This is a genomic window from Allobosea sp. OAE752, from assembly GCF_050433265.1.
Taxonomy (GTDB): Bacteria; Pseudomonadota; Alphaproteobacteria; order Rhizobiales; family Beijerinckiaceae; genus Allobosea; species Allobosea spartocytisi.
In genome coordinates this window covers 83,004-108,148 of sequence record NZ_JBNPXO010000007.1, presented here as the reverse complement: position 1 = coordinate 108,148, position 25,145 = coordinate 83,004, and the positions used below count along the sequence as shown (strand labels likewise).

General features: G+C 65.0%; 27 protein-coding genes. 17 read left to right on the top strand and 10 right to left on the bottom strand.

What is annotated here, in order from left to right; translation table 11 throughout:
• Positions 1-147 precede the first annotated feature (147 nt).
• The 4 genes from GGC47_RS18775 (at position 148) to GGC47_RS18760 (ending at position 3,959) form a co-directional block, all read left to right on the top strand.
• Positions 148-975: a transporter gene (locus GGC47_RS18775; protein ID WP_112762584.1), complete on the top strand. Its 828-nt coding sequence runs from the start codon at positions 148-150 to the stop codon at positions 973-975.
• Positions 976-1,110: 135 nt separating this feature from the next.
• Entirely contained in the window at positions 1,111-2,025 is a 915-nt protein-coding gene (locus GGC47_RS18770) for a hypothetical protein (RefSeq protein ID WP_429068596.1), read from the top strand.
• 47 nt (positions 2,026-2,072) lie between these two features.
• On the top strand, positions 2,073-2,903 hold the full coding sequence (locus GGC47_RS18765) for an acid phosphatase (RefSeq protein ID WP_142023295.1): 831 nt from the start codon (positions 2,073-2,075) through the stop codon (positions 2,901-2,903).
• Between the two features lie 42 nt (positions 2,904-2,945).
• The gene (locus GGC47_RS18760; RefSeq protein WP_142023326.1) at positions 2,946-3,959 is read left to right on the top strand and encodes a DUF1254 domain-containing protein; all 1,014 of its coding nucleotides are present in this window, start codon (positions 2,946-2,948) and stop codon (positions 3,957-3,959) included.
• A 369-nt stretch (positions 3,960-4,328) separates the two neighbouring features.
• Here the strand turns inward: GGC47_RS18760 and GGC47_RS18755 are convergent, their stop codons facing one another.
• Positions 4,329-4,670 (bottom strand): winged helix-turn-helix transcriptional regulator, encoded by a 342-nt coding sequence (locus GGC47_RS18755; protein WP_051988418.1) that lies wholly within the window; start codon positions 4,668-4,670, stop codon positions 4,329-4,331.
• A gap of 244 nt (positions 4,671-4,914) precedes the next feature.
• On the opposite strand from GGC47_RS18755, the gene GGC47_RS18750 reads away from it, so the two are divergent.
• The 6 genes from GGC47_RS18750 to GGC47_RS18725 all read left to right on the top strand — a co-directional run bounded on the left by GGC47_RS18750 (position 4,915) and on the right by GGC47_RS18725 (position 10,836).
• A complete protein-coding gene (locus tag GGC47_RS18750; protein WP_142023294.1) occupies positions 4,915-5,751 on the top strand; it encodes an alpha/beta fold hydrolase in 837 nt (278 codons plus the stop codon).
• Positions 5,752-5,815: 64 nt separating this feature from the next.
• Positions 5,816-6,088: a XapX domain-containing protein gene (locus GGC47_RS18745; protein WP_038367164.1), complete on the top strand. Its 273-nt coding sequence runs from the start codon at positions 5,816-5,818 to the stop codon at positions 6,086-6,088.
• Positions 6,085-8,067, top strand: coding sequence for an amidohydrolase (locus GGC47_RS18740; RefSeq protein WP_429068595.1), 1,983 nt, complete (start codon positions 6,085-6,087; stop codon positions 8,065-8,067). Before GGC47_RS18745 ends, GGC47_RS18740 begins: the two co-directional genes overlap by 4 nt.
• Positions 8,068-8,069: 2 nt before the next feature.
• Positions 8,070-8,489, top strand: coding sequence for a DoxX family protein (locus GGC47_RS18735; protein ID WP_113251851.1), 420 nt, complete (start codon positions 8,070-8,072; stop codon positions 8,487-8,489).
• On the top strand, positions 8,486-10,111 hold the full coding sequence (locus tag GGC47_RS18730) for an MFS transporter (protein WP_429068594.1): 1,626 nt from the start codon (positions 8,486-8,488) through the stop codon (positions 10,109-10,111). The genes GGC47_RS18735 and GGC47_RS18730 overlap by 4 nt, the downstream gene beginning before the upstream one ends.
• Before the next feature lie 41 nt (positions 10,112-10,152).
• Positions 10,153-10,836, top strand: coding sequence for a hydrolase (locus GGC47_RS18725; protein ID WP_142023291.1), 684 nt, complete (start codon positions 10,153-10,155; stop codon positions 10,834-10,836).
• Positions 10,837-10,895: 59 nt separating this feature from the next.
• On the opposite strand, the gene GGC47_RS18720 is transcribed toward GGC47_RS18725, so the two are convergent.
• The gene (locus GGC47_RS18720; protein WP_142023290.1) at positions 10,896-11,813 is read right to left on the bottom strand and encodes an alpha/beta fold hydrolase; all 918 of its coding nucleotides are present in this window, start codon (positions 11,811-11,813) and stop codon (positions 10,896-10,898) included.
• A 137-nt stretch (positions 11,814-11,950) separates the two neighbouring features.
• Between GGC47_RS18720 and GGC47_RS18715 the strand changes: the two genes are divergently transcribed.
• Positions 11,951-12,850 (top strand): LysR family transcriptional regulator, encoded by a 900-nt coding sequence (locus GGC47_RS18715; protein WP_038367151.1) that lies wholly within the window; start codon positions 11,951-11,953, stop codon positions 12,848-12,850.
• 86 nt (positions 12,851-12,936) lie between these two features.
• Here the strand turns inward: GGC47_RS18715 and GGC47_RS18710 are convergent, their stop codons facing one another.
• Complete coding sequence (locus GGC47_RS18710; RefSeq protein ID WP_142023289.1) at positions 12,937-13,119, bottom strand: M20 family metallopeptidase; 183 nt, start codon at positions 13,117-13,119, stop codon at positions 12,937-12,939.
• 134 nt (positions 13,120-13,253) lie between these two features.
• Here GGC47_RS18710 and ald point away from each other — a divergent pair, with 134 nt between their 5' ends.
• Positions 13,254-14,369, top strand: coding sequence for an alanine dehydrogenase (gene ald / locus GGC47_RS18705; RefSeq protein WP_142023288.1), 1,116 nt, complete (start codon positions 13,254-13,256; stop codon positions 14,367-14,369).
• 130 nt (positions 14,370-14,499) lie between these two features.
• On the opposite strand, the gene GGC47_RS18700 is transcribed toward ald, so the two are convergent.
• The 7 genes from GGC47_RS18700 to GGC47_RS18670 all read right to left on the bottom strand — a co-directional run bounded on the left by GGC47_RS18700 (position 14,500) and on the right by GGC47_RS18670 (position 22,797).
• Positions 14,500-15,531, bottom strand: coding sequence for an ArsR/SmtB family transcription factor (locus GGC47_RS18700; protein WP_081925606.1), 1,032 nt, complete (start codon positions 15,529-15,531; stop codon positions 14,500-14,502).
• A 15-nt stretch (positions 15,532-15,546) separates the two neighbouring features.
• Positions 15,547-17,082, bottom strand: coding sequence for an arabinosylfuranosidase ArfA (arfA, locus tag GGC47_RS18695; protein WP_038367143.1), 1,536 nt, complete (start codon positions 17,080-17,082; stop codon positions 15,547-15,549).
• Positions 17,079-17,924 carry an ABC transporter ATP-binding protein gene (locus tag GGC47_RS18690; protein WP_142023287.1) on the bottom strand — a complete coding sequence of 282 codons (846 nt, stop codon included), beginning with the start codon at positions 17,922-17,924 and terminating at the stop codon, positions 17,079-17,081. The genes arfA and GGC47_RS18690 overlap by 4 nt, the downstream gene beginning before the upstream one ends.
• Positions 17,921-18,931: an ABC transporter ATP-binding protein gene (locus GGC47_RS18685; protein WP_429068593.1), complete on the bottom strand. Its 1,011-nt coding sequence runs from the start codon at positions 18,929-18,931 to the stop codon at positions 17,921-17,923. Before GGC47_RS18685 ends, GGC47_RS18690 begins: the two co-directional genes overlap by 4 nt.
• Positions 18,928-19,791: an ABC transporter permease gene (locus tag GGC47_RS18680; protein ID WP_142023285.1), complete on the bottom strand. Its 864-nt coding sequence runs from the start codon at positions 19,789-19,791 to the stop codon at positions 18,928-18,930. Before GGC47_RS18680 ends, GGC47_RS18685 begins: the two co-directional genes overlap by 4 nt.
• Complete coding sequence (locus tag GGC47_RS18675; protein ID WP_142023284.1) at positions 19,791-20,795, bottom strand: ABC transporter permease; 1,005 nt, start codon at positions 20,793-20,795, stop codon at positions 19,791-19,793. The genes GGC47_RS18680 and GGC47_RS18675 overlap by 1 nt, the downstream gene beginning before the upstream one ends.
• A 100-nt stretch (positions 20,796-20,895) precedes the next feature.
• A complete protein-coding gene (locus GGC47_RS18670; RefSeq protein WP_038367131.1) occupies positions 20,896-22,797 on the bottom strand; it encodes an ABC transporter substrate-binding protein in 1,902 nt (633 codons plus the stop codon).
• Positions 22,798-23,300: 503 nt separating this feature from the next.
• Between GGC47_RS18670 and GGC47_RS18665 the strand changes: the two genes are divergently transcribed.
• The 5 genes from GGC47_RS18665 to GGC47_RS18645 all read left to right on the top strand — a co-directional run bounded on the left by GGC47_RS18665 (position 23,301) and on the right by GGC47_RS18645 (position 25,128).
• On the top strand, positions 23,301-23,765 hold the full coding sequence (locus GGC47_RS18665) for a hypothetical protein (protein WP_370954801.1): 465 nt from the start codon (positions 23,301-23,303) through the stop codon (positions 23,763-23,765).
• Between the two features lie 82 nt (positions 23,766-23,847).
• Positions 23,848-24,084 (top strand): hypothetical protein, encoded by a 237-nt coding sequence (locus tag GGC47_RS18660; protein ID WP_038367125.1) that lies wholly within the window; start codon positions 23,848-23,850, stop codon positions 24,082-24,084.
• A 221-nt stretch (positions 24,085-24,305) separates the two neighbouring features.
• The gene (locus GGC47_RS18655) at positions 24,306-24,527 is read left to right on the top strand and encodes a hypothetical protein (protein WP_038367122.1); all 222 of its coding nucleotides are present in this window, start codon (positions 24,306-24,308) and stop codon (positions 24,525-24,527) included.
• Positions 24,528-24,598: 71 nt separating this feature from the next.
• A complete protein-coding gene (locus tag GGC47_RS18650; protein ID WP_038367119.1) occupies positions 24,599-24,817 on the top strand; it encodes a hypothetical protein in 219 nt (72 codons plus the stop codon).
• Complete coding sequence (locus GGC47_RS18645) at positions 24,814-25,128, top strand: hypothetical protein (RefSeq protein ID WP_051988416.1); 315 nt, start codon at positions 24,814-24,816, stop codon at positions 25,126-25,128. The genes GGC47_RS18650 and GGC47_RS18645 overlap by 4 nt, the downstream gene beginning before the upstream one ends.
• Positions 25,129-25,145: the final 17 nt, after the last annotated feature.

The following is a 25,145-nucleotide window of genomic DNA, read 5'->3' as shown; positions in this document are numbered from 1 at the left end:
TTCGGAAATCCCGGGCTTTCGTACGTTTTAGTTCTAATTCGTCAAGTGAGCGTCACCGCAAACCTCCAGATCCCACCTCGTGATCACCATTGAATTGCTCGACCATCTGCGGATGGCCTCTGAGATTGCAGATTGAGGAGTTTTTGAATGCTGTCGAGAATTGACCAACTGGCTGTGCTCTCGGCCTTCGCACTCCTTGGGCAGGGCATCGACTTGACTGGTACCGGTGCTGCACTGGCGCAGGATGCAAATGCTGAGCTGGCTAAAAAACTCAGCAATCCCGTGTCGTCGCTCATCAGCGTGCCGTTCCAATTCAACTACGACCGAGGCTTCGGACCGAACCGTGGCGACCGGAAAACGCTCGACATCCAACCGGTCATCCCGTTCTCGTTGAACGCGGACTGGAACATCATTTCCCGGACCATCGTCCCCGTCATCTGGCAGCACGACATAGCAGGGCCCTCCGGCTACCAATCCGGTCTAGGAGACATCACCCAGAGCTTTTTCATTTCCCCGACGCAGCCGACCGCCGGTGGGATCATCTGGGGCGCAGGTCCTGTCTTCCTGCTGCCGACGGCGACCGACGATCTGCTCGGAGGCGGCAAGTTCGGAATGGGTCTGACTGCCGTCGTTCTGAAGCAGGAAGGGGCATGGACGATCGGCGCACTTGCAAACCACATCTGGTCCGTTGCGGGGCGGGGAGACAGGTCCGACATCAGCGTGACCTACCTGCAGCCCTTCATCGCCTACAGGACATCGGACGCCTGGACGTTCACGCTCAATACCGAGAGCACCTATGACTGGAAGGCTGAACGATGGTCGGTGCCCATTAACGTCCAGGTTTCGAAGCTTATGAAATTTGGCGAGCAGCCGGTGAGTCTCACCGCAGGCGTGCGCTATTGGGCGGCCGCGCCAAAGAACGGGCCGCATGGCTGGGGCCCCCGTGTGGGGTTGACGTTCCTGTTTCCGACATAGGCGCAGTTGGCGCTGCAACACTGGTTCTGTCGCGCCGCGGTGAACTGACGATTCAGCAATTTGGTGCGCCGCCCCATGGGGAGGGAGCACAACCGGTCGCGATTGTCGCGAAATGGCAAGACGGACAGGCCGCCCATGCACGAGATGCTCGTGACGACATTCGCCGGCCAATCGGGCCGCGATCACGTGCTGCAGCAAGCCGAAGCGCTCGCGCAGATGCCGTTAGGCAGGCTAGGCAGGGGACAAGCAGCAATGTCAGGCGCAACGGCGCGCAATCTTGCCATCGGTTGGCTGTCGGCTGCGTTGTGTGGACCCGTTTTGGCGTCCGATCTCCGGCAGCCCGCCGCGCCACCAGGGCCTGTCCTCGCATCGGCGCCGAGCTTCTCGGTTACCAGCTACATCTGGGCGACCGCGATCGACGGCAGGAGCGCGACGCTGCCGCCACTGCCGCCCGCAGATATCAATCTGCGCTTCCGCGACGTGCTCAAGGAGTTGAACGGCGCGTTGATGGCGTCCGCCGAGATGCGCATCGAGCGCTGGAGCGTCCTGGTCGACGGGCAGTTCTCGCAGGTGACGATGGGCGGCAATCTGCCCGGCCCCTTCTTTTCCGCGCTGAAGCTGCGCTCGCAGACCACGACCCTGCAAGGCTCGGTCCTCTATCGCGTCTATGAAGACACCGTTCTTGCGCTGGATGTGGGGGCTGGCGTCCGGTTCTGGAACCTCGACACCAAGCTCGAAATCCTGCCCGGCCTCGCCAATCTTCGCATCGACCACCGTCAATCGCAGATGTGGGCCGATCCGATCCTCGGCGCCCGGCTCGGCGTAAAGCTCGACGGGCCGTGGAGTTTGACGGTGGCGGGCGACGTCGGGGGCTTCGGCGTCGGCTCGCGCCTGACCTGGCAGGCATTGGGCAGCCTCAACTACGCCTGGAGCGAAAACCTGACGCTGAAGGCCGGCTACCGGGCGCTCCATGTCGATTATCGCAGCGGCGGCTTCTTGTACGAGGTGACCCAGCATGGGCCCGCCATCGCCGCAACATACCGGTTCTGACCGCGATCTTGATGAGTTCGGCGATGTCGAAAGGGATGGGAATGTCGATGACAGGGACTGCGGTGCGAGCCGCCCATGTTTCGCTGCTTGCACTGCTCGTCGCGCTCTGCGGGCAGGCCCTGGCGCAGGCGGGCGAAGCCCGGCCAGAGGTCACCGACCCGCATTTCAAGATCGCGCCCGGCTATCTGAAGCGATCCGATCTGCCGAACAGCCTGGTCCTGCTCGGCCCGCCTCCAGAAGCAGGCTCGGCTGCGCTCGCCCGGGACGAGGAAGCGCGAAAGGCGACGCTTCCCTTGCGAAACACCGCGCGCTGGAACCTCGCCCGTACCGATGCAGACCTCGCCTTTCCGCAGGCTGCCGATAACTTCTCCTGCGCACTGGGCGTGAAGATCGACAGCCGGCAGACGCCGCGCCTCTCCGCGATGATGCAGAAGGTGCTGTCGGATTTCGGCCTCTCCACCTATGGCGTGAAGAACAAGTACAACCGGGTCCGCCCCTTCGTGGTTCACAACGAAGCGACCTGCCGGGCGGATCAGGAGGCCATTCTGCGGAATGACGGCTCCTATCCGTCGGGGCACACGGCTGCCGGCTGGGGCTGGGCCCTCGTCCTCGCGCAAATCAGCCCCGAGCACGCGGATGCGCTGCTCAAGCGTGGCATCGAGTTCGGGCAGAGCCGCGTGATCTGCGACGCGCATTGGCAGAGCGATGTCGATGCAGGCCGGATCATGGGCGCGGCGACCGTTGCACGACTGCAAACCGACCCGGCCTTCCTCGCCGATCTCAAGGCAGCGAAGGCAGAAGTGAAGGCGGCGAAGGCGAAGCGGCCGCTCCCGGTATCCGAATGCGCCGCGGAAGCGGCTGCGCTGTCGGCGCAGTAACGACGAGCACATGGATCAAAGACACCAATGAGGTACCGTTCGATGCGCATGACGCTGCTCTCCAGCCTAAGTTTCCTCGTTCTCGCGCCGTGCGTGGCGTTCGCCCAGCCGGTTGCGGTCAATGTCGACAACTTCAAGCGAGCCGAGTCCGATTTCTATATGGCCAAAACGGTCGATGCAGGCGCTCTCGGCAAGTTCGTCCACAACAGGGCGCCGACGCCGATCGACAAGCAGCCCGTGGTCCGGATGAACCGGGATACGCTCTATTCCCAGGCGATCTTCGATCTCGACGCCGGCCCGGTGACCATCACCCTTCCAGACGCCGGCAAGCGCTTCGTCTCGATGCAGGTCATCAGCGAAGACCACTACACCCCGATGGTGGTCTACAAGCCGGGCCGCACGACGCTCACCCGGGACAAGGTCGGCACTCGCTATGTGTTCGTTGCGGTTCGCATCCTTGTCGATCCCAACGACAGCAAGGACCTCGCGCAGGTTCACGCATTGCAGGATGCGCTGAAGGTGCAGCAGAAGTCGGCCGGCAAGTTCGAGGCCCCGAATTGGGACCTGGCTCAGCAGAAAAAGATCCGTGAGGCGCTGGAAACGCTCTCCGCTGCATCGGGCGACTTCAGCAACGCTTTCGGCCCGAAGGGCAAGGTCGATCCGGTCAAGCACCTGCTCGGCACCGCGTCCGGCTGGGGCGGCAACCCCGACAAGGACGCATCCTACCCCTCGGTGACCCCGGCCAAGAACGACGGCAAGACGGTCTACAAGCTCAGGCTCAAGGATGTTCCCGTCGACGCGTTCTGGTCGATCAGCGTCTACAACGACAAGGGCTTCTTCCAGAAGAACGATTACGACGCCTATTCGGTCAACAGCATCACCGGCACGAAGAGCGCTGACGGAGCGATCGACATTCAGTTCGGCGGCTGCGACGGCGAGATCGCGAACTGCCTGCCGATCACGGAGGGGTGGAACTACACATTCCGGCTCTACCGACCCCGTGCCGCGTACCTGAACGGCACATGGAAGCTGCCGGTAGCGCAGCCTGCATCGTAGAGGGCATCAACCTCCTTCGCTCGGCCCGGCAAGCAGCGGTCATCGCCCACCGAGGCTTGCCAGCCGGGATTTCGATCCGCATGTCGTCGTTTGGGACACAGAGATGCGGATGACGGGACCGGCCACCGACTTCTTGGCCTGAAGCCGGTCCGACAGATGCTGGTCCCGGTCTCTGCACGGCCGACCCGCGAGAGAATTTCCGCAGCCACCACCGAGCTTCAGACGGAAATCGCTGTTCCGTCACGCTGTGGGTCTGCGCTGCCCGAACACAGGCCATCGGCGATTCCAACCGCGCGGAGGACCCTCGACCGCCACTACGGCGCAGGCGGAACGGACGAATTGCCGACGCCCAGACCCGCTCAGATTTTGTTAGCGCGGCTCCTGGCGCGCACCGCCGGATAGCAGTTGCTCGCTCCCCGCGAGCGCGACGTCGACGGCGCGCCCCGAAGCCGTGAGAGAGTACTCGACATGCAACACCCGGCCGCTGAGATCGTGGCGCTCGACATAGCCGGCGGCCTCGAGAGCCTTCAGCCGGGCGGAGAGAACCCGCGCCGAAATCCGCGGCGGGAGTTGCCGTCTCAGAGCTCCGAAACGCAGGGGCCCGTGACGAGCCAGTGAAAACACGATGTGGCTCATCCATTCCTGCGAGAAGAACTTCAGGAAGCCGTCGGCCAGACAGTGTTCGTCTGCGGAATCATTCGAACTGGTCATGCGCTTTGCTCTGACTACCGGTATCTCTCAGGTAACTAATGGATTTCGCGCCGCCCGCCCCCTAGGTTCCGCCAGAGTTCGGATGTTCCGGGTTTCCCATACCGGTCGTCGGGCAGGCAAGGCCACATATTCGTTCGCCGCTCCAGGCGGCGACCAGCGCGCGGATGCCCGCGCTTTCGCAACCGGCCCCGGACGATGCCCGACCTGACGGGCCCGCGGACCACTTTAGAGAAGGAAGCTTGCCATGCCATTCGTGACGACGCGCGACGGGGTCGATATCTTCTTCAAAGATTGGGGCCCGCGGGACGCCCGTCCGATCGTCTTCCACCATGGCTGGCCTCTGTCTTCGGATGACTGGGACGGGCAGATGCTGTTCTTCCTGTCGAAGGGATATCGCGTCGTCGCGCATGACCGGCGCGGGCATGGTCGTTCCGCCCAGGTCTCCGACGGACACGACATGGACCACTATGCCGCGGATGCCTTCGCCGTTGCCGAGGCTTTGGATCTGCGGAACGCCGTCCATATCGGCCACTCGACCGGTGGCGGCGAAGTGGCACGCTATGTCGCCAGGCACGGCGAGCCGTCGGGGCGCGTGGCCAAGGCAGTCCTCGTCAGCGCCGTGCCGCCGCTGATGCTCAAGACCGAGACGAATCCCGGGGGATTGCCGCTGGAGGTCTTCGACGGCTTTCGCCAGGCCCTGGCCGGCAACCGCGCCCAGTTTTTCCTCGATGTGCCGACCGGCCCCTTCTACGGCTTCAACCGGCCGGGTGCGAAGGTCGATCAGGGCGTCATCTGGAACTGGTGGCGCCAGGGCATGATGGGCAGCGCCAAGGCCCATTACGACGGCATCAAGGCCTTCTCCGAAACCGACCAGACCGAGGATCTGAAGGCGATCGGCGTGCCGACGCTGGTCCTCCATGGCGAGGACGACCAGATCGTGCCGATCGCCGATTCCGCGCATGAATCGATCAAGCATTTGAGGCACGGCACGCTGAAGACCTATCCCGGCTTCAGCCACGGCATGCTGACCGTGAACGCCGGGACGCTCAACGCCGATCTGCTGGCCTTCATCGAGGCCTGAGATCCCGCGGGCAGCGGCCGTCAGCTTGCCCGGCCGCTGCCATTCCACGCGACAGGAAGACGTGATGAAACTCTATCTGGTCTCGCTAGGCGCCGGTCTGCTCGTCGGCGTCGTCTACGGCCTGCTGAACGTTCGCTCGCCTGCGCCTCCCGTGATCGCGCTCATCGGACTGCTGGGCATCCTCGCCGGCGAGCAGATCGTTCCGGTCGCAAAGCGCCTCGCTTCGGGACAGGGCCTGACGCTCGGCTGGCTGCGGCATGAATGCGGCGAACATCTCTTCGGCACGCTGCCGTCTCGCCCCTCGGGCGATCAAAACCATGAAAGGCGGGAGTCATGAGTCCGACACGCCGGCAAACCACCTTCGGTGTCGCCGCCGGGGCCCTGTCGGGCCTGCTCGGCACCGCCGCCGCCCAGTCTCCGCAGCGAGGAACCGCTCCCATGACCGCCGATCTCATCCTCCGCAACGGCCGTTTCACGACGCTCGACCGGAGCAACCCGATCGCCAATGCGGTTGCCGTCAAGGACGGCGCCTTCCTCGCCGTCGGCAGCGAAGCCGACGTGATGGCTCATGCCGGGCCGAACACGAAGATCATCGACCTGAAGGGCCGCAGCGCCCTGCCCGGGCTGATCGACAACCATCTCCACATCATCCGCGGCGGGCTCAACTTCAACATGGAGCTGCGCTGGGACGGCGTACGCTCGCTCGCCGATGCGATGAGCATGCTCAAGCGCCAGGTCGCGGTGACACCGCCGCCGCAATGGGTGCGCGTCGTCGGCGGCTTCACCGAGCACCAGTTCGCCGAGAAGCGCCTGCCGACGATCGAGGAGCTCAACACCGTCGCGCCGGATACGCCGGTCTTCATCCTGCACCTCTATGACCGCGCCCTGCTGAACGGCGCCGCGCTGCGGGCCGTCGGCTATACCAAGGACACGCCGCAGCCGCCGGGCGGCGAGATCACACGCGACGCCAACGGCAATCCGACCGGGCTGCTGCTGGCGCGCCCGAACGCCGCCATCCTCTACGCGACGCTGGCCAAGGGGCCGAAGCTGCCCTTCGACTATCAGGTCAACTCGACCCGCCATTTCATGCGCGAGCTCAACCGGCTCGGCGTCACCGGCGCGATCGATGCCGGCGGCGGCTTCCAGAACTATCCGGACGACTACGCCGTCATCCAGAAGCTCGCTGACGAGAACCAGCTCACGATCCGCCTCGCCTACAACCTGTTCACGCAGAAGCCCAAGCAGGAGAAGGAGGACTTCCTCAATTGGACGAAGAACTCGACATACAAGCAGGGCGACGACTATTTCCGGCATAACGGCGCTGGCGAAATGCTGGTCTTCTCCGCCGCCGATTTCGAGGATTTCCGCGAGCCCCGGCCCGACATGCCGCCCGAGATGGAAGGCGATCTCGAAGGCGTCGTGCGCATCCTCGCCGAAAACCGCTGGCCCTGGCGCCTGCACGCGACCTATGACGAGACGATCTCCCGCGCGCTCGACGTGTTCGAGAAGGTCGACAAGGAGATCCCTCTCAAGGATCTGAACTGGTTCTTCGACCACGCCGAGACGATCTCGGAACGCTCGATCGACCGCATCGCCGCACTCGGCGGCGGCGTCGCCGTGCAGCATCGCATGGCCTATCAGGGCGAGTATTTCGTCGAGCGTTACGGCGCGGCGGCAGCCGAAGCGACGCCCCCCGTGGCGCGCCTGCTGGAGAAGGGGGTGAAGACCTCGGCCGGCACCGACGCCACCCGCGTCGCCTCCTACAACCCTTGGGTCGCGCTCTCCTGGCTGGTCACGGGCAAGACGGTCGGGGGCTTGCGCATCACGCCGCAGCGCAACTGTCTCGACCGCGAGACCGCGCTCAGGATGTGGACGGAGCACGTCACCTGGTTCTCCAACGAGGAGGGCAAGAAAGGCCGGATCACTGTGGGCCAGTTCGCCGATCTGATCGTGCCGGATCGCGATTTCTTCGGCTGCCCCGAAGACGACATCGCGCATATCTCGGCGGACCTGACCATCGTCGGCGGCAAGGTCGTCTATGGCGCGCGGGACTTCGCCGGGCTCGACGAGAGCGCACCACCGCCGGCGATGCCGGACTGGTCGCCGGTCAGGACGTTCAAGGGCTATGGCGCCTGGGGCGAGCCGGATGGCGCCGGCAAGAATTCGCTGCGGCGGGCGGCCATGACGCATTGCGGCTGCGCCAGCTCCTGCGGCGTGCATGGCCACGACCATGCCAGCGCCTGGTCGAGCAAGCTGCCGGTCGGTGACCTCCGCAGCTTCTGGGGCGCGCTCGGCTGCGCCTGCTGGGCGGTGTGACCATGACAGCGAACGACCACGACTCGCAGCCGATGCGCGGCCTGCGTTGGCTGGCACTCCTGCTGCTCTGCGCCGCCTATATCCAGGGTCCGGTGACCAAGATCCTCGATTTCGAGGGCGCCATCGCCGAGATGACCCATTTCGGCCTGTCGCCCGCGCCGATTTTCGCGATCGGTGTTATCGTCTTCGAACTCGCGATGAGCGCGCTCATCCTGCTTGGCCGCTGGCGCTGGCTCGCGGCGCTGGCGCTCGCCATGTTCACGCTGGCTGCAACGTTCGTCGCCCTGCGCTTCTGGGAAATGCCGGCCGGCCAGGGGCGAATGATGGCGATGAACGCCTTCTTCGAGCATCTCGGCCTGATCGGCGGCTTCGTCATCGTGGCGCTCGACGACCTTAGCCAGCGAAAAGGATCAGCGCGATGACCGGCACCGCCTTGCAAGGATCCGGTTTCGCGCCGCTGCGCCAGAAGGTCTTCGCGGTCCTCTGGGCGGCGACGATCATCGGCAATATCGGCTCGTTCATGCGCGACGTCGCCAGCGCCTGGCTGGTGACCGACCTCTCCGGCGCACCCGCCGCGGTGGCGCTGGTGCAGGCGGCGGCGACGCTGCCGGTCTTCCTGCTGGCGATCCCGGCCGGCGTGCTCTCGGATATCCTCGACCGCCGCAAATTCCTGATCGCCATCCAGATCCTGCTCGGCTGCGTCAGCCTCTCGCTGATGACGCTGGCGAGCCTCGGCCAGCTCAGCGTGCCCGCTTTGGTCGGCCTCACCTTTCTCGGCGGCATCGGCGCGGCGCTGATGGCGCCGACCTGGCAGGCGATCGTGCCCGAACTCGTCGGCAAGGCCGATCTCAAGAGCGCGGTGGCGCTGAATTCGCTCGGCATCAACATCTCGCGCGCCATCGGCCCGGCGCTGGGCGGCTTGATCCTCGCCGCCTTCGGCGCCGGCTTCACCTATGGCGCCGACGTGCTGAGCTATGTGCTGGTGATCGGAGCGCTGTTCTGGTGGCGCCGCCCGGCGGGCGCCGACGACGCGCTGAGCGAGCGCTTTGCCGGGGCGTTCCGGGCCGGGCTGCGCTATGCCAAAGCGAGCCGGGAGCTCCATCGCGTGCTGCTGCGCGCGGCGATCTTCTTCGGCTGCGCCAGCGCCGTCTGGGCGCTGCTGCCGCTGGTCGCGCGCAATCTGCTCGGCGGCGGCGCCAGCTTCTACGGCGTCCTGCTCGGCGCGGTTGGAGCAGGTGCGATCGGCGGTGCCGTCATCCTGCCGCGCTTGCGGGAGCGTCTCGATGCCGATGGCCTGCTGCTGCTCTCGGCCGTGCTCACAGCGTTGGTCATGGCCGCGCTGACGCTGTCGCCACCGCAATGGCTCGCGATCGTCATCCTGCTCGTACTCGGGATGGCCTGGATCGTGGCGCTGACGACGCTGAATGGCGTCGCGCAGGCCATTCTGCCGAACTGGGTGCGTGGACGGGCGCTTGCCGTCTATCTCACCGTGTTCAATGGCGCGATGACCGCCGGCAGCCTCGGCTGGGGCGCGGTGGCGGAAGCCGCAGGGATCCGCGGCACCCTGCTGATCGGCGCGGCCGCATTGCTCGTGGCCGGAATCGTGATGCACCGGATCAAGCTGCCCGCGGGCGAGGCCGATCTCGCGCCCTCCAATCATTGGCCGGAACCGCTCGTCGCGGCGGAGGTCGGCAATGATCGCGGCCCCGTTCTGATCCTGATCGAATACCGCGTGCCGGCTGCCGATCGGGAGGCGTTCCTGCGGGCGATCAACGAATTGTCGATCGAGCGGCGCCGCGACGGAGCCTATGGCTGGGGCATCACCGAGGACACGGCCGACCCCGAGAAGCTCGTGGAGTGGTTCATGGTCTCGTCCTGGGCCGAGCATCTGCGCCAGCATCGCCGCGTCTCGAAGGCCGATGCCGATATCCAGCAAGAAGTCAGGCGCTTCCATGCCGGGCAGGAAGGGCCGGTCGTCCGCCATTTCCTGCATGTCGATCCGCCGGCCCGTCCTGCCGATGCCCCTGCAGGAACGAAGGCCTGATGCGGTCGCGCCATTCAACCACTCACGAACAGGAGAGCCCTATGAAGAAATATCTCGAAGTCCTCACCCCGCAGAATTGCCAGATCATCTTCATCGACCAGCAGCCGCAGATGGCCTTCGGCGTCCAGTCGATCGATCGACAAGTCTTGAAGAACAATGTCGTCGGCCTGGCCAAGGCCGCGAAGATCTTCGGCGTTCCGACGACGATCACCACGGTCGAGACCACGAGCTTCTCGGGTCATACCTATCCTGAATTGCTGGCAGTCTTTCCGCAGAACAAGATCCTCGAGCGCACCTCGATGAACTCCTGGGACGACCAGAATGTCCGCGACGCGCTCGCCGCCAATGGCCGCAAGAAGGTGGTCGTCTCCGGCCTCTGGACCGAGGTGTGCAACACGACCTTCGCGCTCTGCGCCATGCTGGAAGGCGATTACGAGATCTACATGGTCGCCGATGCTTCCGGCGGCACCTCGGTCGATGCGCATAAATACGCCATGGACCGCATGGTACAGGCCGGGGTCGTCCCGGTGACCTGGCAGCAGGTGCTGCTCGAATGGCAGCGCGACTGGGCCCGTCGCGAAAGCTATGACGCGGTCATGGGCCTCGTGAAGGAGCATTCCGGCGCTTATGGCATGGGCGTCGACTACGCCTATACGATGGTCCACGGCGCGCCGGAGCGTGTCGTCCATGGCGAGCGGATCGGCCCTCGGCCGGCAAAGGCCTGAGGTTCGGGAGGTCACAGCCGGGTGCTTTCGGCCGTGACCTCCGTCAATGCCCGGATGGATCAACGCCCCTTGTCGAGGAAGGGGCGGACCATGGCGATCGTGGCCGTGGGGTTCTCCTCCATGATCCAATGACCGGAATCGGGGATAACGCCTTCGGTCACGTCGGTCGCAGCATCCCGCATGACCACCGCCATCGTCGTGCCGAACGACTTCTCGCCGCCGAGCGCCAGAACCGGCATGGTGAGCTTGCCGCCGGCCTTCAGAAAAGCACGGTTGTCGATCGCGTCCTGATCGAAGGCCGCGAACTGGGCAAAGCCCGAATGCATCGCGCCGGGCAATGCGTAGAGCTTGGCGTAATGCTCGCGCGACGCCTCGGTGAAGCGCGCCGGCGTTGCCGAGAACTCGTTCCAGAAGCGGTCGAGATAGATGCGCTCGCGGCCGGCCACGAGCCGCTCCATGTCCGGCCCGCCGAAACGGAAATGCCAGAGCAGCGGGTTCTTGAGGATCTCCTCCCAGGGACCGACGCCGGGTACGGGTGCGTCGATGAGAGCGAAGCGGCCGACGCGCTGCGGATATTGCGCGGCGAAGGCGAAGCCGACCATGTTGCCAATGTCATGCGTCACCAGATCGGCTCGCTCGATCTTGAGCGCGTCGAGCACGCCGGCCACGTCCCCGGCCTGGGTCTTCTTGTCGAAGCCGGAGGCCGGCTTCGACGACAGGCCGAGCCCGCGCAGATCGGGCACCACCACCATGTAGTCCCGCGCCAGATCGGCCGCCATCGGCGCCCACATGTCGCCGGTCTCACCATAGCCGTGCAGCAGCACCACCGCCGGGCCCCGGCCGCCGACACGAACATGGATGGTCGCGCCGTTGGTCGCGATCTCCTGTGTCTTGAAGGAAGCCGGAAAGTCGGAAACCTGAGCGACCGCCGGGGTGGCCATGGCAATCGCTCCAAGTGCTAAAGCGAGCTTCAACATCCCAAATCTCCCGCCTGTCGGGAGGGCGGTCGCTGCGACCGTCGCTGTCAGCCCCGTTGGCGTGACGCAACGTAGCATTGGCCTCACGTTCGGATTAGCATCGCATCAGCGAAATTCAGATCCGGAAAAACCGAACGATGTTGAAGCTCGACGGCATCGCAACCTTCGTCGCGATCGCGGAGGCCGGCTCTCTGAGCGAGGCGGCCCGCCGGCTGCGCCTGTCGAAATCGGTGGTGAGCGACCGCCTCGCCGAGCTGGAACGCGGCCTGGGCGCGAGCCTCCTGCATCGCAGCGCGCGCCGGCTCACGCTCACCGAGGACGGAGCCGCCTTTCTCACCCGCGCCACCCGTATCGCCCGGGATGTCGAGGAGGCTGCGGCCGATATGGCGGAGCGGCGGGGCGCCCTCGTCGGAGCGTTGCGGATTTCGGCACCGGTCACCTTCGGCCGGATGCATCTCGGCCCGGCGATCTACCCTTTTCTGGCCCGGCATCCCCGGATCGAGTTGACGCTCGACCTCGACGACCGCCGTATCGACGCCGGCTCCGACAGCTTTGATGCCGTGCTGCGCCATGGGCCGATCGCGGATTCGCGCCTCGTCGCCTGGACGCTGGCGCCGAGCCGGCGGGCTCTCGTCGCGTCGCCGGACTATCTCGCGCGGCGCGGGACGCCCGGCTCATTGGCCGAGCTCGATGGGCATGACGGCATCTTCTACACGAACCGCGGCGTGGGCGACTGGCGGTTCCGCGGGCCCGAGGGCGCCATCAGCGTGCGCGGGCGCCCGGCGCTGCGGGTCAACAACGGCGACATGATGCGGGATGCCGCGCTGGCGGGTCTGGGCATCGCATTGCTGCCGCTGTTCATCGCAAGCGCCGAGATCCGGAGCGGCGGTCTGCGCATCGTCGACATCGGCGTTCAGCCTGAAACCGAATTCATTCACCTGGCCCATCCCGAAGGTCGCCGCCCCTCGGCGAAGCTGCGCGCCTTCGCAGATTGCCTTCGCCGCGCCTTCGGCGATCCGCCCCCTTGGGAACGCTGAGGCGCAATCCGCAGCAGGACGGACGACAAAGCTTCTCGCCGCCGCCTCTCATGCAGCAGCGAGACCTGCGATCGGATTTTGAGGCGTCAGCGCAGGCGCAAGATCATGTGCCTCAGCAGCGCTTCCCTGCGCGGCAGGGCCGATACGAGAATGTGCTCGCGCGGCAAGTGCCACTCGTTCCCGATGACGCCCAGCCCGTCGAGCGTCGAGGTCCCGACGCTCGACGTGAAATTGCCGTCGCTGCCAAAGCTGCCGCGCGTCGCGCTCAAATCGCCCCCCCAAGATCACGGCCGATTTCGCCGGCCTTCGCGAACAGGGGCCGGGAGCGATACGGTGTTTCCTGGTAGAATCTCGACGCTGATCGAGACGACACATCGATCCCGCAAGCCGGTTGGAGGAAATCATGCGCGTTGGCGTCCCCAAGGAAATCAAGGTCCATGAATATCGCGTCGGGCTGACGCCGGAAGCCGCCCGGGAATATGTTGCCGCCGGCCACGAGGTGTTGATCGAGGCAGGAGCCGGGACTGGTATCTCCGCCCCGGATGCAGCCTATGAGGCAGCCGGAGCGCGGATTGTGGGCCACGCTGCCGAGGTGTTCGCCTCGGCGGATATGATCGTCAAGGTCAAGGAACCGCAGCTGACGGAGTGGGGGCAGCTGCGTGAAGGCCAGATTCTTTTCACCTATCTGCACCTCGCCCCCGACCCGAAACAGACGGCCGGCCTGGTACAGTCCGGCGTCACCGCCATTGCCTACGAGACCGTGACAGACCGCTTTGGCGGGTTGCCACTTCTGGCGCCGATGAGCGAGGTCGCCGGACGGCTCGCGATCGAGGCCGCCGGCGTTTCCCTCAAGCGCCATGCAGGCGGGCGCGGCATCCTGATCGGCGGCGTGCCCGGCGTTCCGCCGGCCCGCATCGTCGTGATCGGCGGTGGCGTCGTCGGCACGCATGCTGCCCGCATGGCCGCCGGATTGGGCGCGGACGTCGTCATCATCGACAGATCGCTGCAAAGGCTGCGGCAGCTCGACGAGTTGTTCGGCGGCAGGGTCCGCACGCGATTTTCGACGCTGCATGCCATCGAAGAGGAGGTGGTCGCCGCCGACGTGGTCATCGGAGCGGTCCTCATCCCCGGCGCTGCGGCACCGCGATTGGTGTCACGCGCGCAGCTCTCGCGGATGAAGCGCGGGGCGGTTCTCGTCGATGTCGCGATCGACCAGGGCGGGTGCTTCGAAACCTCGCGGCCGACGACACATGCCGATCCGACCTTCGAGGTCGACGGCGTGATCCACTATTGCGTCGCAAACATGCCCGGAGCCGTCCCGCTGACCTCCAGCTACGCCTTGAACAATGCCACGCTCCCGTTTGGACTGGCGCTCGCCGCGAAGGGCCTCGACGCCATTCGCAGCGATCCCCATCTCGCGGCCGGCCTGAACGTCCACCGCGGCCAGATCACGAACGAACCGGTCGCCGCCAGCCTTCGATCGCCCTGCGTATCGGTGGAGAAGGCCCTGGCCGCATAAGGCGGTGGCTCCCGGCAGTTTTTCCCTGGACGGTTTGCCGGGAGCTGCCGAGCTGCTCCTGACGTGGAAGCCATCTGCCGCGAAAGCCTGAGATCGCGGTCCGACTACGGCGTGTTTGGGCGGGTGACGCTCACGTCGTGGCGTGGGGAAGCGCGGTCATCGCGTGCAGGTGCAGCCGCATCTTGATGTCCTGGTTGTGATTGCCGAAGCCGCGGCCGAAGATGTTGACGCCGCCGGGCCTGCCCTCCCTTTCGTCGATGCCGACACGCATCTTGATCGAGTGGTGCCGGTCGAGGTCGAGCTCCTCGATCGTGACATCGCTGAGTCTGCGCTCGCCGAGGAAGGTGCCTTCGGCCGTGATGCGCCAGGTCGTCAGAATGCCGTATTGCGATCCCTCGAGCTTCCACCAGTGCGGCGTGTAGGCGCCGCGGCGGTCCCCATAATCGCCGGGGCATGTCCAGGTTCCGATCTTGCGCTCGTTGACCCACAGGCTGATGTCCGAGGGCCAGTCGGAATTGGTCCCCGGCACTTCCGACGACATCTCCATCTCGAATTCGAGGGCTTCGACCTTGCGGTTGAGAACCTTCGCATTATTCGGGAATTTGTATTCGACATAGCCGCGACCGAACCAGATCAGCGCCGCCTGTACGCGGCGCGGATCGAGAAACAGTTCGGGCACGTCGAGCACCCCTAGAATGCGCTCGGTCGAGCACAGACCGCAGGGGGCGGAGACGTCCGAATTCGTATACAGCCCGAGCGGCATCTCGACCTCGACGACATTGTTCTCGCGGCTGGGATCGTCGGGGTCGAGATTGACGACGATCTCGGTATAGCGGGCGGCGCAGACCTTCTGCTGGCCCTTGGTGGCCTTGCCGAGCGAGGTCGAGATCAGCTCGGCCTCTTCCAGCACCTGGACGTTGGTCACGATCGTCGATTGCGGCAGACCGAGGATCTCCGCAATCTGATTGATGTTCTTCGGGCCCTGCCGGTTGAGCAGCCTCAGGATGCGCAGCCTGACCGGAGAGGCCAGGCCGCGCAGCACCTGATACTGCCGGTCGGCGTTAACGACGAGGAAGCCCCGGTCGCGCGGCTTGGTCGCGCCCGACGTGTCGCCGCGATTGCCGCGGCGGCCGCGCTGGTGTCGTGGCGGGCTCTCGTCCATCGTCGCGGGCTTCTGTCAGCTGTCCAGCCTGATCACATTCCACGAAGCCGGCTGCAAGGCCAGGGTGATGCTGTCCGGCTTCGTCGAGACCTTCTTCAATGTCGCCGGCTTGACCTTGAGCGGTTCCTCCTTGCTGTTGACCGCCTTCAGGTCGGCATGGCGCAGTTCGGTCGCTTCCGAGACCGTGAGCTTGCCGAAGCCGCGCGCATCGACGGTGACCTCGACGCCCTGTTCAAGGTCGCGATTGAGCAGGAAGAGCGAGACGCCCTTGTCGTCGCAGACCACGGACGCCTTCAGATAGGGCGCGTCGATCGGATAGAAGAGATCCTGCTTGCCCCTGGGGTCGAAATAGGAGGCCTCGTAGCTTTCGGATTTGACGATCGCCTTGAGCACGGTCCCGCGTCCCAGCCGGCTCATCTGCGCGAAGGGCCAGAAGATGGTCTGGCGCCAGGCCGGACCGCCGGTCTCGGTCATGATTGGCGCGATGACGTTGACGAGCTGTGCGAGGCAGGCGGTCTTCACGCGATCGGCGTGATTGAGAAGCGAGATGCAGGCGCCGCCAAAGACCAGGGCGTCCTCCATGGAGTAGATTTCCTCGAGGATCGGCGGCGCCACCGGCCATCCTTCCTTGACGCGGTCGGCCCGCACGCGCCGCGTCCGGTACCACACGTTCCATTCGTCGAAGCTCAGCATGATGCGCTTGTCGGAGCGACGGCGTGCCGCAACGGCGTCTGAGATCGCGACGACCTCCTCGATGAACTGGTCCATCAGGTCGGGGCTGGCGAGGAAGGCTTTGGTGTCGCCGGCGTAGTTGTTGAAGTAGGTGTGCAGCGAGATGAATTCGACCTGGTCGAAGGTGTGCTCCAGCACCTCGTCCTCCCAGCGGCCATAGGTCGGCATGTTGCGGCCAGAGGAGCCGCAGGCGGCGAGCTCGATCGACGGGTCGATCCAGCGCATCATCTTCGCCGCCTCATAGGCGACGCGCCCGTATTCCGTCGCGGTCTTGTGCTCCATCTGCCAGGGGCCGTCGACCTCGTTGCCGAGGCACCAGAACTTGATGTCATGCGGCTTCTTCCAGCCATGCTTGATGCGGAGATCCGACCAGGCCGTGCCGCCGGGATGGTTGCAGTATTCGACGAGATTGCGCGCCGCGTCGCCGTCGCGCGTGCCGAGATTGACGGCGAGCATGGGCTCGATCTTCGCCGCCCGGCACCAGTCCACGAATTCGTTGGTGCCGAAGCTGTTCGGCTCGGTGGTGAACCAGGCGAGGTCGAGCCTCGCGGGGCGGTCCTTGATCGGGCCGACGCCATCCTCCCAATTATAGCCGGAGACGAAATTCCCGCCCGGATAGCGCATGATCGTCGGCCCGAGCTCCTTGACGAGTTCGAGCACGTCCTTGCGGAAGCCACGCTTGTTGGCGGTGGGGTGGCCGGGCTCGTAGATGCCGCCATAGACGCAGCGACCGAGATGCTCGACGAAGGCGCCGAAGAGCCTCGGATCAGTGTCGCCGATGGCGAAGGCGCGGTCGAAGGTGATGCTGGCTTGTCTCATGACCTGTCTCCGGATGTTTCAACCGCTTTGCGTGGATGGGTGGCACGAAAGGCCCCGGCGCTGTCGGGCGTGAGCACGGCGTCGCGGAGTTGGCGGGAATAGGGATGCGTGGGTGCCGAGAGCACGGCACGAGCCGGTCCCTGCTCGACCACGACGCCCTTCTGCATGATGATCAGCCGGTCGCTGATGTAGTAGGCGGTGGCGAGATCGTGGGTGATGTAGACGATCGACAGGCCGAGCTCGTCGCGCAGCCGGCCGAACAGGTTGACGATCGACATGCGCAGAGATGCGTCCACCATCGAGACAGGCTCGTCGGCGACGATCAGCCTGGGCTTCGCGACGAGGGCACGCGCGATGGCGACGCGCTGCAGCTGGCCGCCGGAGAGCTCGTGCGGAAACCGCCCCGCGATTTCCGGGAGCGACAATCCGACCTGCCGCAACGCCTCGTCGACCGGTTCCTCGACGGCGCTTTTGTCGGCCGCGCCGCCGAAGCGCTCCGCCGTCATGAACAGATAGCGGTCGAGCTGCTTCAGCGGATTGAACGCCTCGAACGGGTTCTGGAAGATCGGCTGGACCTCGGCCATGAAGGCGCGCCGCTCATAGGCCGCGACGTCGCGGCCCCCGAGCCTGATCAGGCCGGAGCTGGGCGCATGGATGCCGAGGATCATCCGCGCCAGGGTCGACTTGCCCGAGCCCGACTCGCCGATCACGGTGAAGATCTCAGGCTTGTCGGCCGCGAGGGCGAAGCTCACCTCCTTCACGGCCTCGACGCGGCGCGTCGAGAACAGCCCCCCGCGCGAGAAGCTCTTGCCGACTCGGTCGAGTTCGAGCAGCGCGCTCATGCCGCCGCCCCCTCGTTGACCGCATGGCAGGCGACGCGATGGCCGGGAAGGCTCTCGATCATGGCGGGCACGGTGGTTGCACAGATCGGCATGGCCAGCGGGCAGCGCGGATGAAAGCGGCAGCCGGGCGGAGGCGCCGCCAGATTGGGCGGGGATCCTTCGAGGCCGTCGCGCTGCTGCGTGTCGCCGATGCGCGGCAGGCTCGCGATCAGGTGGCGCGTATAGGGATGCAGCGGCCGCGAGAAGATCTCGGGCGTCTCGCCATCCTCGACGAGGCGCCCCGCATACATGATGCCGAGCCGGTCGGTCAGGGCGGCGTGGACACCCATGTCATGGGTGATGAACAGCACGCTCGAGCCCATCTCGCACTGGATCGCGCGGATCATCGCCAGCACGTCTTTCTGCACGACCACATCGAGGGCCGTGGTCGGTTCGTCGGCGATGATGAAATCCGGCTTGCAGATCGTCGCGAGCGCGATGGTCACACGCTGGCGCATGCCGCCGGACAGCTCGTGCGGATAGGCGGCGAGCACCGACGGGTCGAGGTTGACGCGCTCCAGATGCGCTTCGGCCCGCGCGTCGAATTCGGCCTTGCTGCCGCCGAGATGGCGCCAGGCGAAGTCGCGAAAACAGTGCCTGACCCGCCTGAGCGGGTTCAGCACGTTCATCGAGCCCTGCATGATGTAGGACAGGTGCCGCCAGCGGATGGCGCGCACCACATCCGGCGGCGCCCGGCCGATCGCGTCCCAGCCCGGCAGGAAGGAAAAGCGGGCCGAACCACCGACCATTTCGAGCGGCGGCTTCAGCAGCCCCGCGATCGTCTTGACCAGAGTCGTCTTACCGGAGCTGGATTCCCCCGCAAGCCCGTAGATCTCGTTGCGGTTCACCGCGAAGGTGACGCCGTCCACCGCCCTCACCTCGCGGTTGACGCCGAAATAATGGCTGCGGAAATGCGCCTGGAGGTCGCGAACCTCGAGCACCGGCCCCGCATCGTCCCCACCGCTCATCGGCTGCCTCCCATCCGGGCGAGACGGCTGCGCGGGTCGATATATTCGTTCATCGAGACAGCCAGCAGAAACAGGCCGACGAAGGTCATCACCACCAGCGCGACGGGAAAGGCGATCCACCACCAGATGCCGGCCACGAGAGCGGTATGCTGGTTGGCCCAGTAGATCATCCCGCCGATCGTCGGTGTGTTGATGTCGGTGAAGCCCAGCACGGCGAGGGTGACCTCGATGCCGATCGACCAGTTCATGTTGTTCATCGTGGTGGAGAAGACGATCGGCAACACATAGGGCAGGTGCTCGCGCGCCAGGATCTCGTGCGTCTTCATCCCCGAGAAGACGCTCGTCTGCGTGAACTCGCGCGTCTTCAGGGAAAGGGCGACCGAGCGGATCAGGCGGGCGTCATAGGCCCAGCCGAGGCAAGCCATGATCGTCGCCAGCAGCGGCGTCGACATCGAATCGCGCAGGACGAAGTAGAAGAGGATCAGGATCGGGAAGAGCGGGATGACGATGAAGGTGTCGTTGATCGACATCAGCACCCGGTCGATCCAGCCGCCGCAGTAGCCGGCGAGCAGCCCGACGACGAGCGCGATCACCCGCGACAGCGCCGCGACCATGATGCCGAAGAAGAGCGTGTTGCGGATCGCCGCCGTGAGCTGCCAGAACACGTCCTGCCCGCGCGAGGTCGTTCCGAGCCAATAGGCGGTGGAGGGCGGCAGGTCGGGCGGCACGACATAGACGTCGCCCGCCGGATAGGGCGAGACGAGGGACAGCGCCGCCATCATCGCCACGATGCCGACGAGCACGAGCCCGATCCGGAATTCGAGGTTGTAGCGGATCAGGTCCCGCAGGATGGCCAGCATCAGCGCAGCTCCACGCGCGGGTCGATCAGCGGGTAGAGCAGATCGATCACCAGGACCCCGACCGAGACGGCGATGATCGAGACGGTGGTGACGCCGAGCACCAGCCCGTAGTCGCCGGCATAGACCGCATCGACAAGGAGGGTCCCGACGCCGGGATAGCCAAAGACCTTCTCGGTGATCACCGCGCCGTTGAAGATGCCGCCGAGCGACATGGCGAGCCCGGTCACCTGCGGCGCCAGCGCATTGCGCATGACGTAGGAGCCGAGCACCCTGCGGCTGTCGAGCCCGGCGATCTCGGCATAGACGACATAGTCCTCGGTCACGATGTTCGAAACGAGCGAGCGCATGCCGAGGAACCAGCTGCCGAGCCCGATCAGGATCAGCGAGAGCGCCGGCAGGACCGAGTGCCGGGCGACGCTCGAAACGAAGGACCAGTTCCAGCCCTGCTGCAGGTTCATTGCCGACCCGCCGGTGATCGGCAGCACCGGCCAGAGGAAGCCGAAGACGATGAGCAGCAGAAGCGCGACGATGTAGTAGGGGATCGGATGGACGCCCATGGCGACGACGCCCATCAGCTTCAGCGTGCGGTTGCGCTGGTAGTAGCCGGCGAGCCCGCCGAGCCAATTGCCCAGCACCCAGGTGATCAGCGTCGAGACGATCAGCAGACCCGCCGTCCAGGGCAGCGCGCGACCGATCAGGGTCGAGACGGGGGTCGGGAAGGCGGACAGAGAGGGGCCGAAATCGCCGCGCAGGACCCGGCTCCAGAAGGTGACGTATTGCTCGGCCAGCGTGCCCTTGAGCCCGTAGAGCTCCTGCAGCGAGGCGCGCATCGCCGCGATCGCCTCGGGCGCGGTGCTGCCGAAGGAGGTCACGGCCGAGATCGACTGCTCGACCGGGTCGATCGGCGAGGCATGGGTGATCACGAAGGCCAGGTTGACCCCGATGAAAACCACCACGGCGAACTGGGCCAGACGTTTCGCGAGATAGGCGGGGTAGGCGCTCATGCGATCCCGAAAGCTCCACCGGTCCGTGCGACGCAGACGTCACCGGCTGGCGATTGTCCTGGGAGGAAGGCGGGCCGCCCGGCGAGGCGGCCCGGGTTTCTCAGTTGGCCGGCTTCAAGCGCACGAACATGTAGCGGGAGTTGCCCCAGTTCGTGACCGGGTTCGCGTAGGGATCGTCGGCGGTCGGGTAGCCCTTCCAATAGGTCTGATCCATCGCGGTGAAGACGTTGTAGGCCATCAAGGGAATGATCGGCATCTCGCGGGTCATCAGCTTGACGTAGTCGCGACCGAGCTCGACGCCCCTGGGATCGTCGAAGTCGATCTTGCGAATGTCCTCAATGATCTTGTCGAGTTCCGGATGGCTCCAGCGCTGCCAGTTACGCAGCGGCTGCGGTTGGCCGGGCGGGGCGACGAACTGCGAATGCCAGCTGTCCATGAAGTAGGACAGGTCCTGATGGCCGCCCCAGGTTTCGACGCTCCAGCCGATGAAGGCGTCGAAATCGCCGGCCGCGCGCCGCGTCAGCAGCGTGCCCTGCGCAACGTCGATGCGCGCATCGACGCCGGCCTGCTTCCATTGCTGCACGATCATCGTGCCCGCCCGCGTCATGACCGGCCGGAGGTCGCCCTCGACCATGAGCCTGACCACAAACGGCTTGCCGTCAGGCGTCAGCCACTGGTTGCCCTGCTTGCGGAAGCCGGCCCGCGTCAGCAATTCGCCGGCGGCGGCGACATTGGTCTTCCACCAGCCGAGGCCGAAGGATTTGTCGATCACCGCCGGATCGGAGGGGATCTGGTCGCCCATGGACGGACGCAGCATGTCGGCGATCTGCTTGCCGACCGTCGGGTCGTAGGGCTTGATCTTGCTCTTGCCGGTATCGATCTCGAAATCCTTGAGCCAGGCCTCCATCGGCTTGTGATAGGCCTCCGGATGAATACCGGTCGGCGGCACGGCGATCGCGGAGATGGTCGCGGCGCCGCGATAGGCGGCCATGGTCACGGCCTTGACGTCGATCATCAGCGCCAGCGCCCAGCGCACGTCGCGGTTCTTCAGCTGCTCGTGCTGGGTGTTGAAGATCACCGCCGGCAAGGTCGGGTCCGGATGGCCATAGGGGAAGCCCTTGAACCAGGCGCGGGTGCCCTTGTCCTGCTTTGCCAGCGTGAACATGCCCTCCGGGGCGATGTCGTGAATGACGTCGAGCTCATGATTGAGCTGCGCGATGACGCGCTTGTCCGGCGGCCCCGGGTCGATATAGGCGAGATATTTCGGTCCCGGCTTGCCGTGCCGGCCGAGCGAGCTGCGCTGCCAGTCCTCGCGCAGCTGCCAGATGTACCATTTGCCGTCGGGGTCGAAGGAGTGGAGCGTATAGGCCCCGAGCGAGACGGGTTTGTTAAAGTCGAACTTCGCGGGATCTTCGACCTTCTCGAAGACGTGCTTGGGCAGGATCCAGATCGCCCCCCAGCGCACGGTGAAATTGGTGTGGAAGCGCGAATTGGACTTCTTGAGCTTGAAGATGACCGTCTCGGCGTCAGGCGTGTCGACGGAGGCGACGTTATTGGCGAGCACCGCCGAGAAGCGCATGTTCGGGTTCTTGATCTGGATATCGACCGTGGCCTTCACGTCCGCGGAGGTGAATTCGACGCCGTCGCTCCAGAACAGGCCGCGCCGCAGCTTGACCCGCATCTCGGTGAAGTCGGCATTGTAGACCGGCTTCTCGGCGGCCAGCGAATTGTCCCAGGCGCCGTCGAGACCCTTTTCGGGATCGATGTACCAGAGCGTGTCGAGAGCCGCCTGCTGCAGCCCGTTCGACTGGCTGCCGGCGTTGATCGCCCAGATGTTGAACCAGCCCGCGTTCTTGATCGTCCCTTCCGGATTCTCGAGAATCAGGAGCTCCTTGCGGGGAATGCTCTGCGGAACGCCCTGGGCCGCCGACGGCGTCGGCAAGAACGGTATTGCGGGTGCAAGGAGCGCGGCCGCAAGCAGCCACGCGCGCAGACGCGTCATCGTCACCTCCCTGAAGACGGGGCGTTGTTCGCCCTTCGATGACGCGAGCTTAGGCGGTGCCCAAAAGGGGGGCAACGATGGATATGGTCTATATCAGAAGGTTAGATATGAATGACGTAAGACATTGAAAATATGACTTATAATGCATCTTTTGAGCGCCCCGCCACATCCGGCCGCGCCGCTTGCCATGCCGTGAAGATCGCCCGGGCTGATGCGTCGGCGATCCGGCGCGACCGCGAACGATATGCAGGGCTCTGGCCGCCCTATCGCGCCCGGATGGAGGAGAAAGGTCCGCCCTGATCGGTGTCCGGGGTCCGCCCGAATCCGGGACAAGCCCATAGCGCCCGAGCACCGCCATCGCCGCTGGATCGCTCCCGCCCAGAGATTTCAAGCGATTTGCGATTTGCAGAGAGATTTGAGCTGCGAAAAATTCAGGACCTACTGTTTTCGATCGGCGCCGGCCGCAGCTTTAGCGCGAAGTATCGCACGTAATTTCTACATAATTGAAAATATTCGTCATCGTCCTTGAAAATAAAATATTACGAATTATTTCTTTAAAGTGTGATATTATGTTCTGCGGAAGGATTTTCTTCCGCAGGGTGGAAGAAAATATCATGAAGATTCCTTCACAAACCAAGCCTGCCATCTGGGGTGCCGTTGGTGGCGCGATCGCCCTGGCGGTAGTCGGATTTTCCTGGGGCGGCTGGTCGACAGCCGCGTCGAGCGAGCGCTTGGCGAAGCTCAGAGCCGAGAACGCCGTTGTCGCCGCCTTGTCTCCGATCTGCGTGAGCAACTTCCAAAATCAGCCAAACGCGGATACCGCACTCTCCGAGCTGAAGAAGATCAGCTCGTGGAGCCAGGGCGATTTCATCGCCAAGGGTGGCTGGGCCACGATGATCGGCAGCACATCGCCCGACTCGGCGGTCGCCAAGGCCTGTGCCGAAAGGCTCGGCATGCCGAAGACTTGAAGCGATCGCAGCGACCGTTCCGCGCGCAACGCAACGTCAGCCGAGCGGTCGCGACGCTTTCGGGACAGCGCGCCGGGGGCGTGTGCTGAAGCCGCGCGTGCCTTTGCCTGGTTTCCGGGGCGATAGCGATCTCGCATTATCGCTGGTCGACCTCGATGCCGGCGCCTGCCGCGACCGCCTGCATCGCGATCGGTCAAATGAGAACAGCGGCGGCGAATCCGTGGTATCCTGTCTGATCAGTCTCGCCGAGATTCGCCAGTTTGCCCGCGTCGGCGGGGATCGGCCGAAACTGGCGCCGCTTCGGGTCTTGCACGCCTGAGCCTTCGGCGATCTTGCACAAACAGATCGGCGGACATCTTGTCCCAGCCCAGTTTCCTGAACAGGCAGGCCTTGTACCTGCATCCCGATCCGTCGAGGGTCGTCGTGCGTTGGTATCGCCGCGCTGCTGGATGCGATGGACGTTTGCGACGCGCGCCTGGATACCCGTCGCAAAGACGCACGGCGTCCCGGCGGCCAACTTGCCCTCGAAAGTGAAAAACCATGACCGAACGGATCATCAAGGTTGGCGATATCGTGAACCTCTCATTCGGCTTCGCCGACCGGTCGGGAGAGGGAGATTATGAGGTCTTTCGCGTGATGCCCGTGCGCGAGAGCGGAGAGCGCCAGTATCGCGTCAGAGGCGCTGACGGACATGAGAGGGCGATCGGTCACGACCAGATCGTCCTTTCGACAACGAAATCGCCGGCATCCGGCTCCCGGTGACGATCATGGGTTCGCTGGCATCAGCGACCGGACAGAAGGGGCGGCCGCAGCCGCCTATCAGGAGAAAGCAGATGACCGAACATTCGAAATCCCGCACCCAGGCGGAAGCCGCATTCCTCAAGACGCAGACACAAGCCCTGTCGCGCAATCGCATCCTGTCGGAAGCCGAAGGCGTCAATCAGGCCCGCGACGCCAATACGGCCAGGCTGAAGGAACAGCGGCTCCAGAAGGAAGCCCTCGACCGCGCGACCGCGGCAGCAACGCCGAAGGCCGGCAAGCGCCCGAAATGAAAGCCAAGGCCGTCGCGGTCGCAAGCAACGAACCGAAGGAATCTGTCTTGGATATCGACGTGACGTCTAAACCGGGCGAGGCGGCGTGGCTGCTGACCGATCTGCTTGGCCGGGAGATGGGGCAGGTTGTGGAAGAAAGCCCGGGCGCGTTTCGAATCCAGCCCGCCGGTCATGCGGTGCAGACGATGGCGAGCATGAAGCTCGAACCCTATCGGACACTGGATGAGGCGCTTGCCGAGATCGAACGCTTCACCCGTGGAACTTGCAGGCGCGCGCAACCCGGCGATCGTGACGAGGAGCCGGCATCGTGACGAACCGCCCCGCTTCC

Excerpts from the sequence above, each read along its gene's own strand:
- GGC47_RS18775 (WP_112762584.1), top strand. The coding sequence starts at position 148 with ATGCTGTCGAGAATTGACCAACTGGCTGTGCTCTCGGCCTTCGCACTC.
- GGC47_RS18770 (WP_429068596.1), top strand. The coding sequence starts at position 1,111 with ATGCACGAGATGCTCGTGACGACATTCGCCGGCCAATCGGGCCGCGAT.
- GGC47_RS18765 (WP_142023295.1), top strand. The coding sequence starts at position 2,073 with ATGACAGGGACTGCGGTGCGAGCCGCCCATGTTTCGCTGCTTGCACTG.
- GGC47_RS18760 (WP_142023326.1), top strand. The coding sequence starts at position 2,946 with ATGCGCATGACGCTGCTCTCCAGCCTAAGTTTCCTCGTTCTCGCGCCG.
- GGC47_RS18755 (WP_051988418.1), bottom strand. The coding sequence starts at position 4,670 with ATGACCAGTTCGAATGATTCCGCAGACGAACACTGTCTGGCCGACGGC.
- GGC47_RS18750 (WP_142023294.1), top strand. The coding sequence starts at position 4,915 with ATGCCATTCGTGACGACGCGCGACGGGGTCGATATCTTCTTCAAAGAT.
- GGC47_RS18745 (WP_038367164.1), top strand. The coding sequence starts at position 5,816 with ATGAAACTCTATCTGGTCTCGCTAGGCGCCGGTCTGCTCGTCGGCGTC.
- GGC47_RS18740 (WP_429068595.1), top strand. The coding sequence starts at position 6,085 with ATGAGTCCGACACGCCGGCAAACCACCTTCGGTGTCGCCGCCGGGGCC.
- GGC47_RS18735 (WP_113251851.1), top strand. The coding sequence starts at position 8,070 with ATGACAGCGAACGACCACGACTCGCAGCCGATGCGCGGCCTGCGTTGG.
- GGC47_RS18730 (WP_429068594.1), top strand. The coding sequence starts at position 8,486 with ATGACCGGCACCGCCTTGCAAGGATCCGGTTTCGCGCCGCTGCGCCAG.
- GGC47_RS18725 (WP_142023291.1), top strand. The coding sequence starts at position 10,153 with ATGAAGAAATATCTCGAAGTCCTCACCCCGCAGAATTGCCAGATCATC.
- GGC47_RS18720 (WP_142023290.1), bottom strand. The coding sequence starts at position 11,813 with ATGTTGAAGCTCGCTTTAGCACTTGGAGCGATTGCCATGGCCACCCCG.
- GGC47_RS18715 (WP_038367151.1), top strand. The coding sequence starts at position 11,951 with ATGTTGAAGCTCGACGGCATCGCAACCTTCGTCGCGATCGCGGAGGCC.
- ald (WP_142023288.1), top strand. The coding sequence starts at position 13,254 with ATGCGCGTTGGCGTCCCCAAGGAAATCAAGGTCCATGAATATCGCGTC.
- GGC47_RS18700 (WP_081925606.1), bottom strand. The coding sequence starts at position 15,531 with ATGGACGAGAGCCCGCCACGACACCAGCGCGGCCGCCGCGGCAATCGC.
- arfA (WP_038367143.1), bottom strand. The coding sequence starts at position 17,082 with ATGAGACAAGCCAGCATCACCTTCGACCGCGCCTTCGCCATCGGCGAC.
- GGC47_RS18690 (WP_142023287.1), bottom strand. The coding sequence starts at position 17,924 with ATGAGCGCGCTGCTCGAACTCGACCGAGTCGGCAAGAGCTTCTCGCGC.
- GGC47_RS18685 (WP_429068593.1), bottom strand. The coding sequence starts at position 18,931 with ATGAGCGGTGGGGACGATGCGGGGCCGGTGCTCGAGGTTCGCGACCTC.
- GGC47_RS18680 (WP_142023285.1), bottom strand. The coding sequence starts at position 19,791 with ATGCTGGCCATCCTGCGGGACCTGATCCGCTACAACCTCGAATTCCGG.
- GGC47_RS18675 (WP_142023284.1), bottom strand. The coding sequence starts at position 20,795 with ATGAGCGCCTACCCCGCCTATCTCGCGAAACGTCTGGCCCAGTTCGCC.
- GGC47_RS18670 (WP_038367131.1), bottom strand. The coding sequence starts at position 22,797 with ATGACGCGTCTGCGCGCGTGGCTGCTTGCGGCCGCGCTCCTTGCACCC.
- GGC47_RS18655 (WP_038367122.1), top strand. The coding sequence starts at position 24,306 with ATGACCGAACGGATCATCAAGGTTGGCGATATCGTGAACCTCTCATTC.
- GGC47_RS18650 (WP_038367119.1), top strand. The coding sequence starts at position 24,599 with ATGACCGAACATTCGAAATCCCGCACCCAGGCGGAAGCCGCATTCCTC.
- GGC47_RS18645 (WP_051988416.1), top strand. The coding sequence starts at position 24,814 with ATGAAAGCCAAGGCCGTCGCGGTCGCAAGCAACGAACCGAAGGAATCT.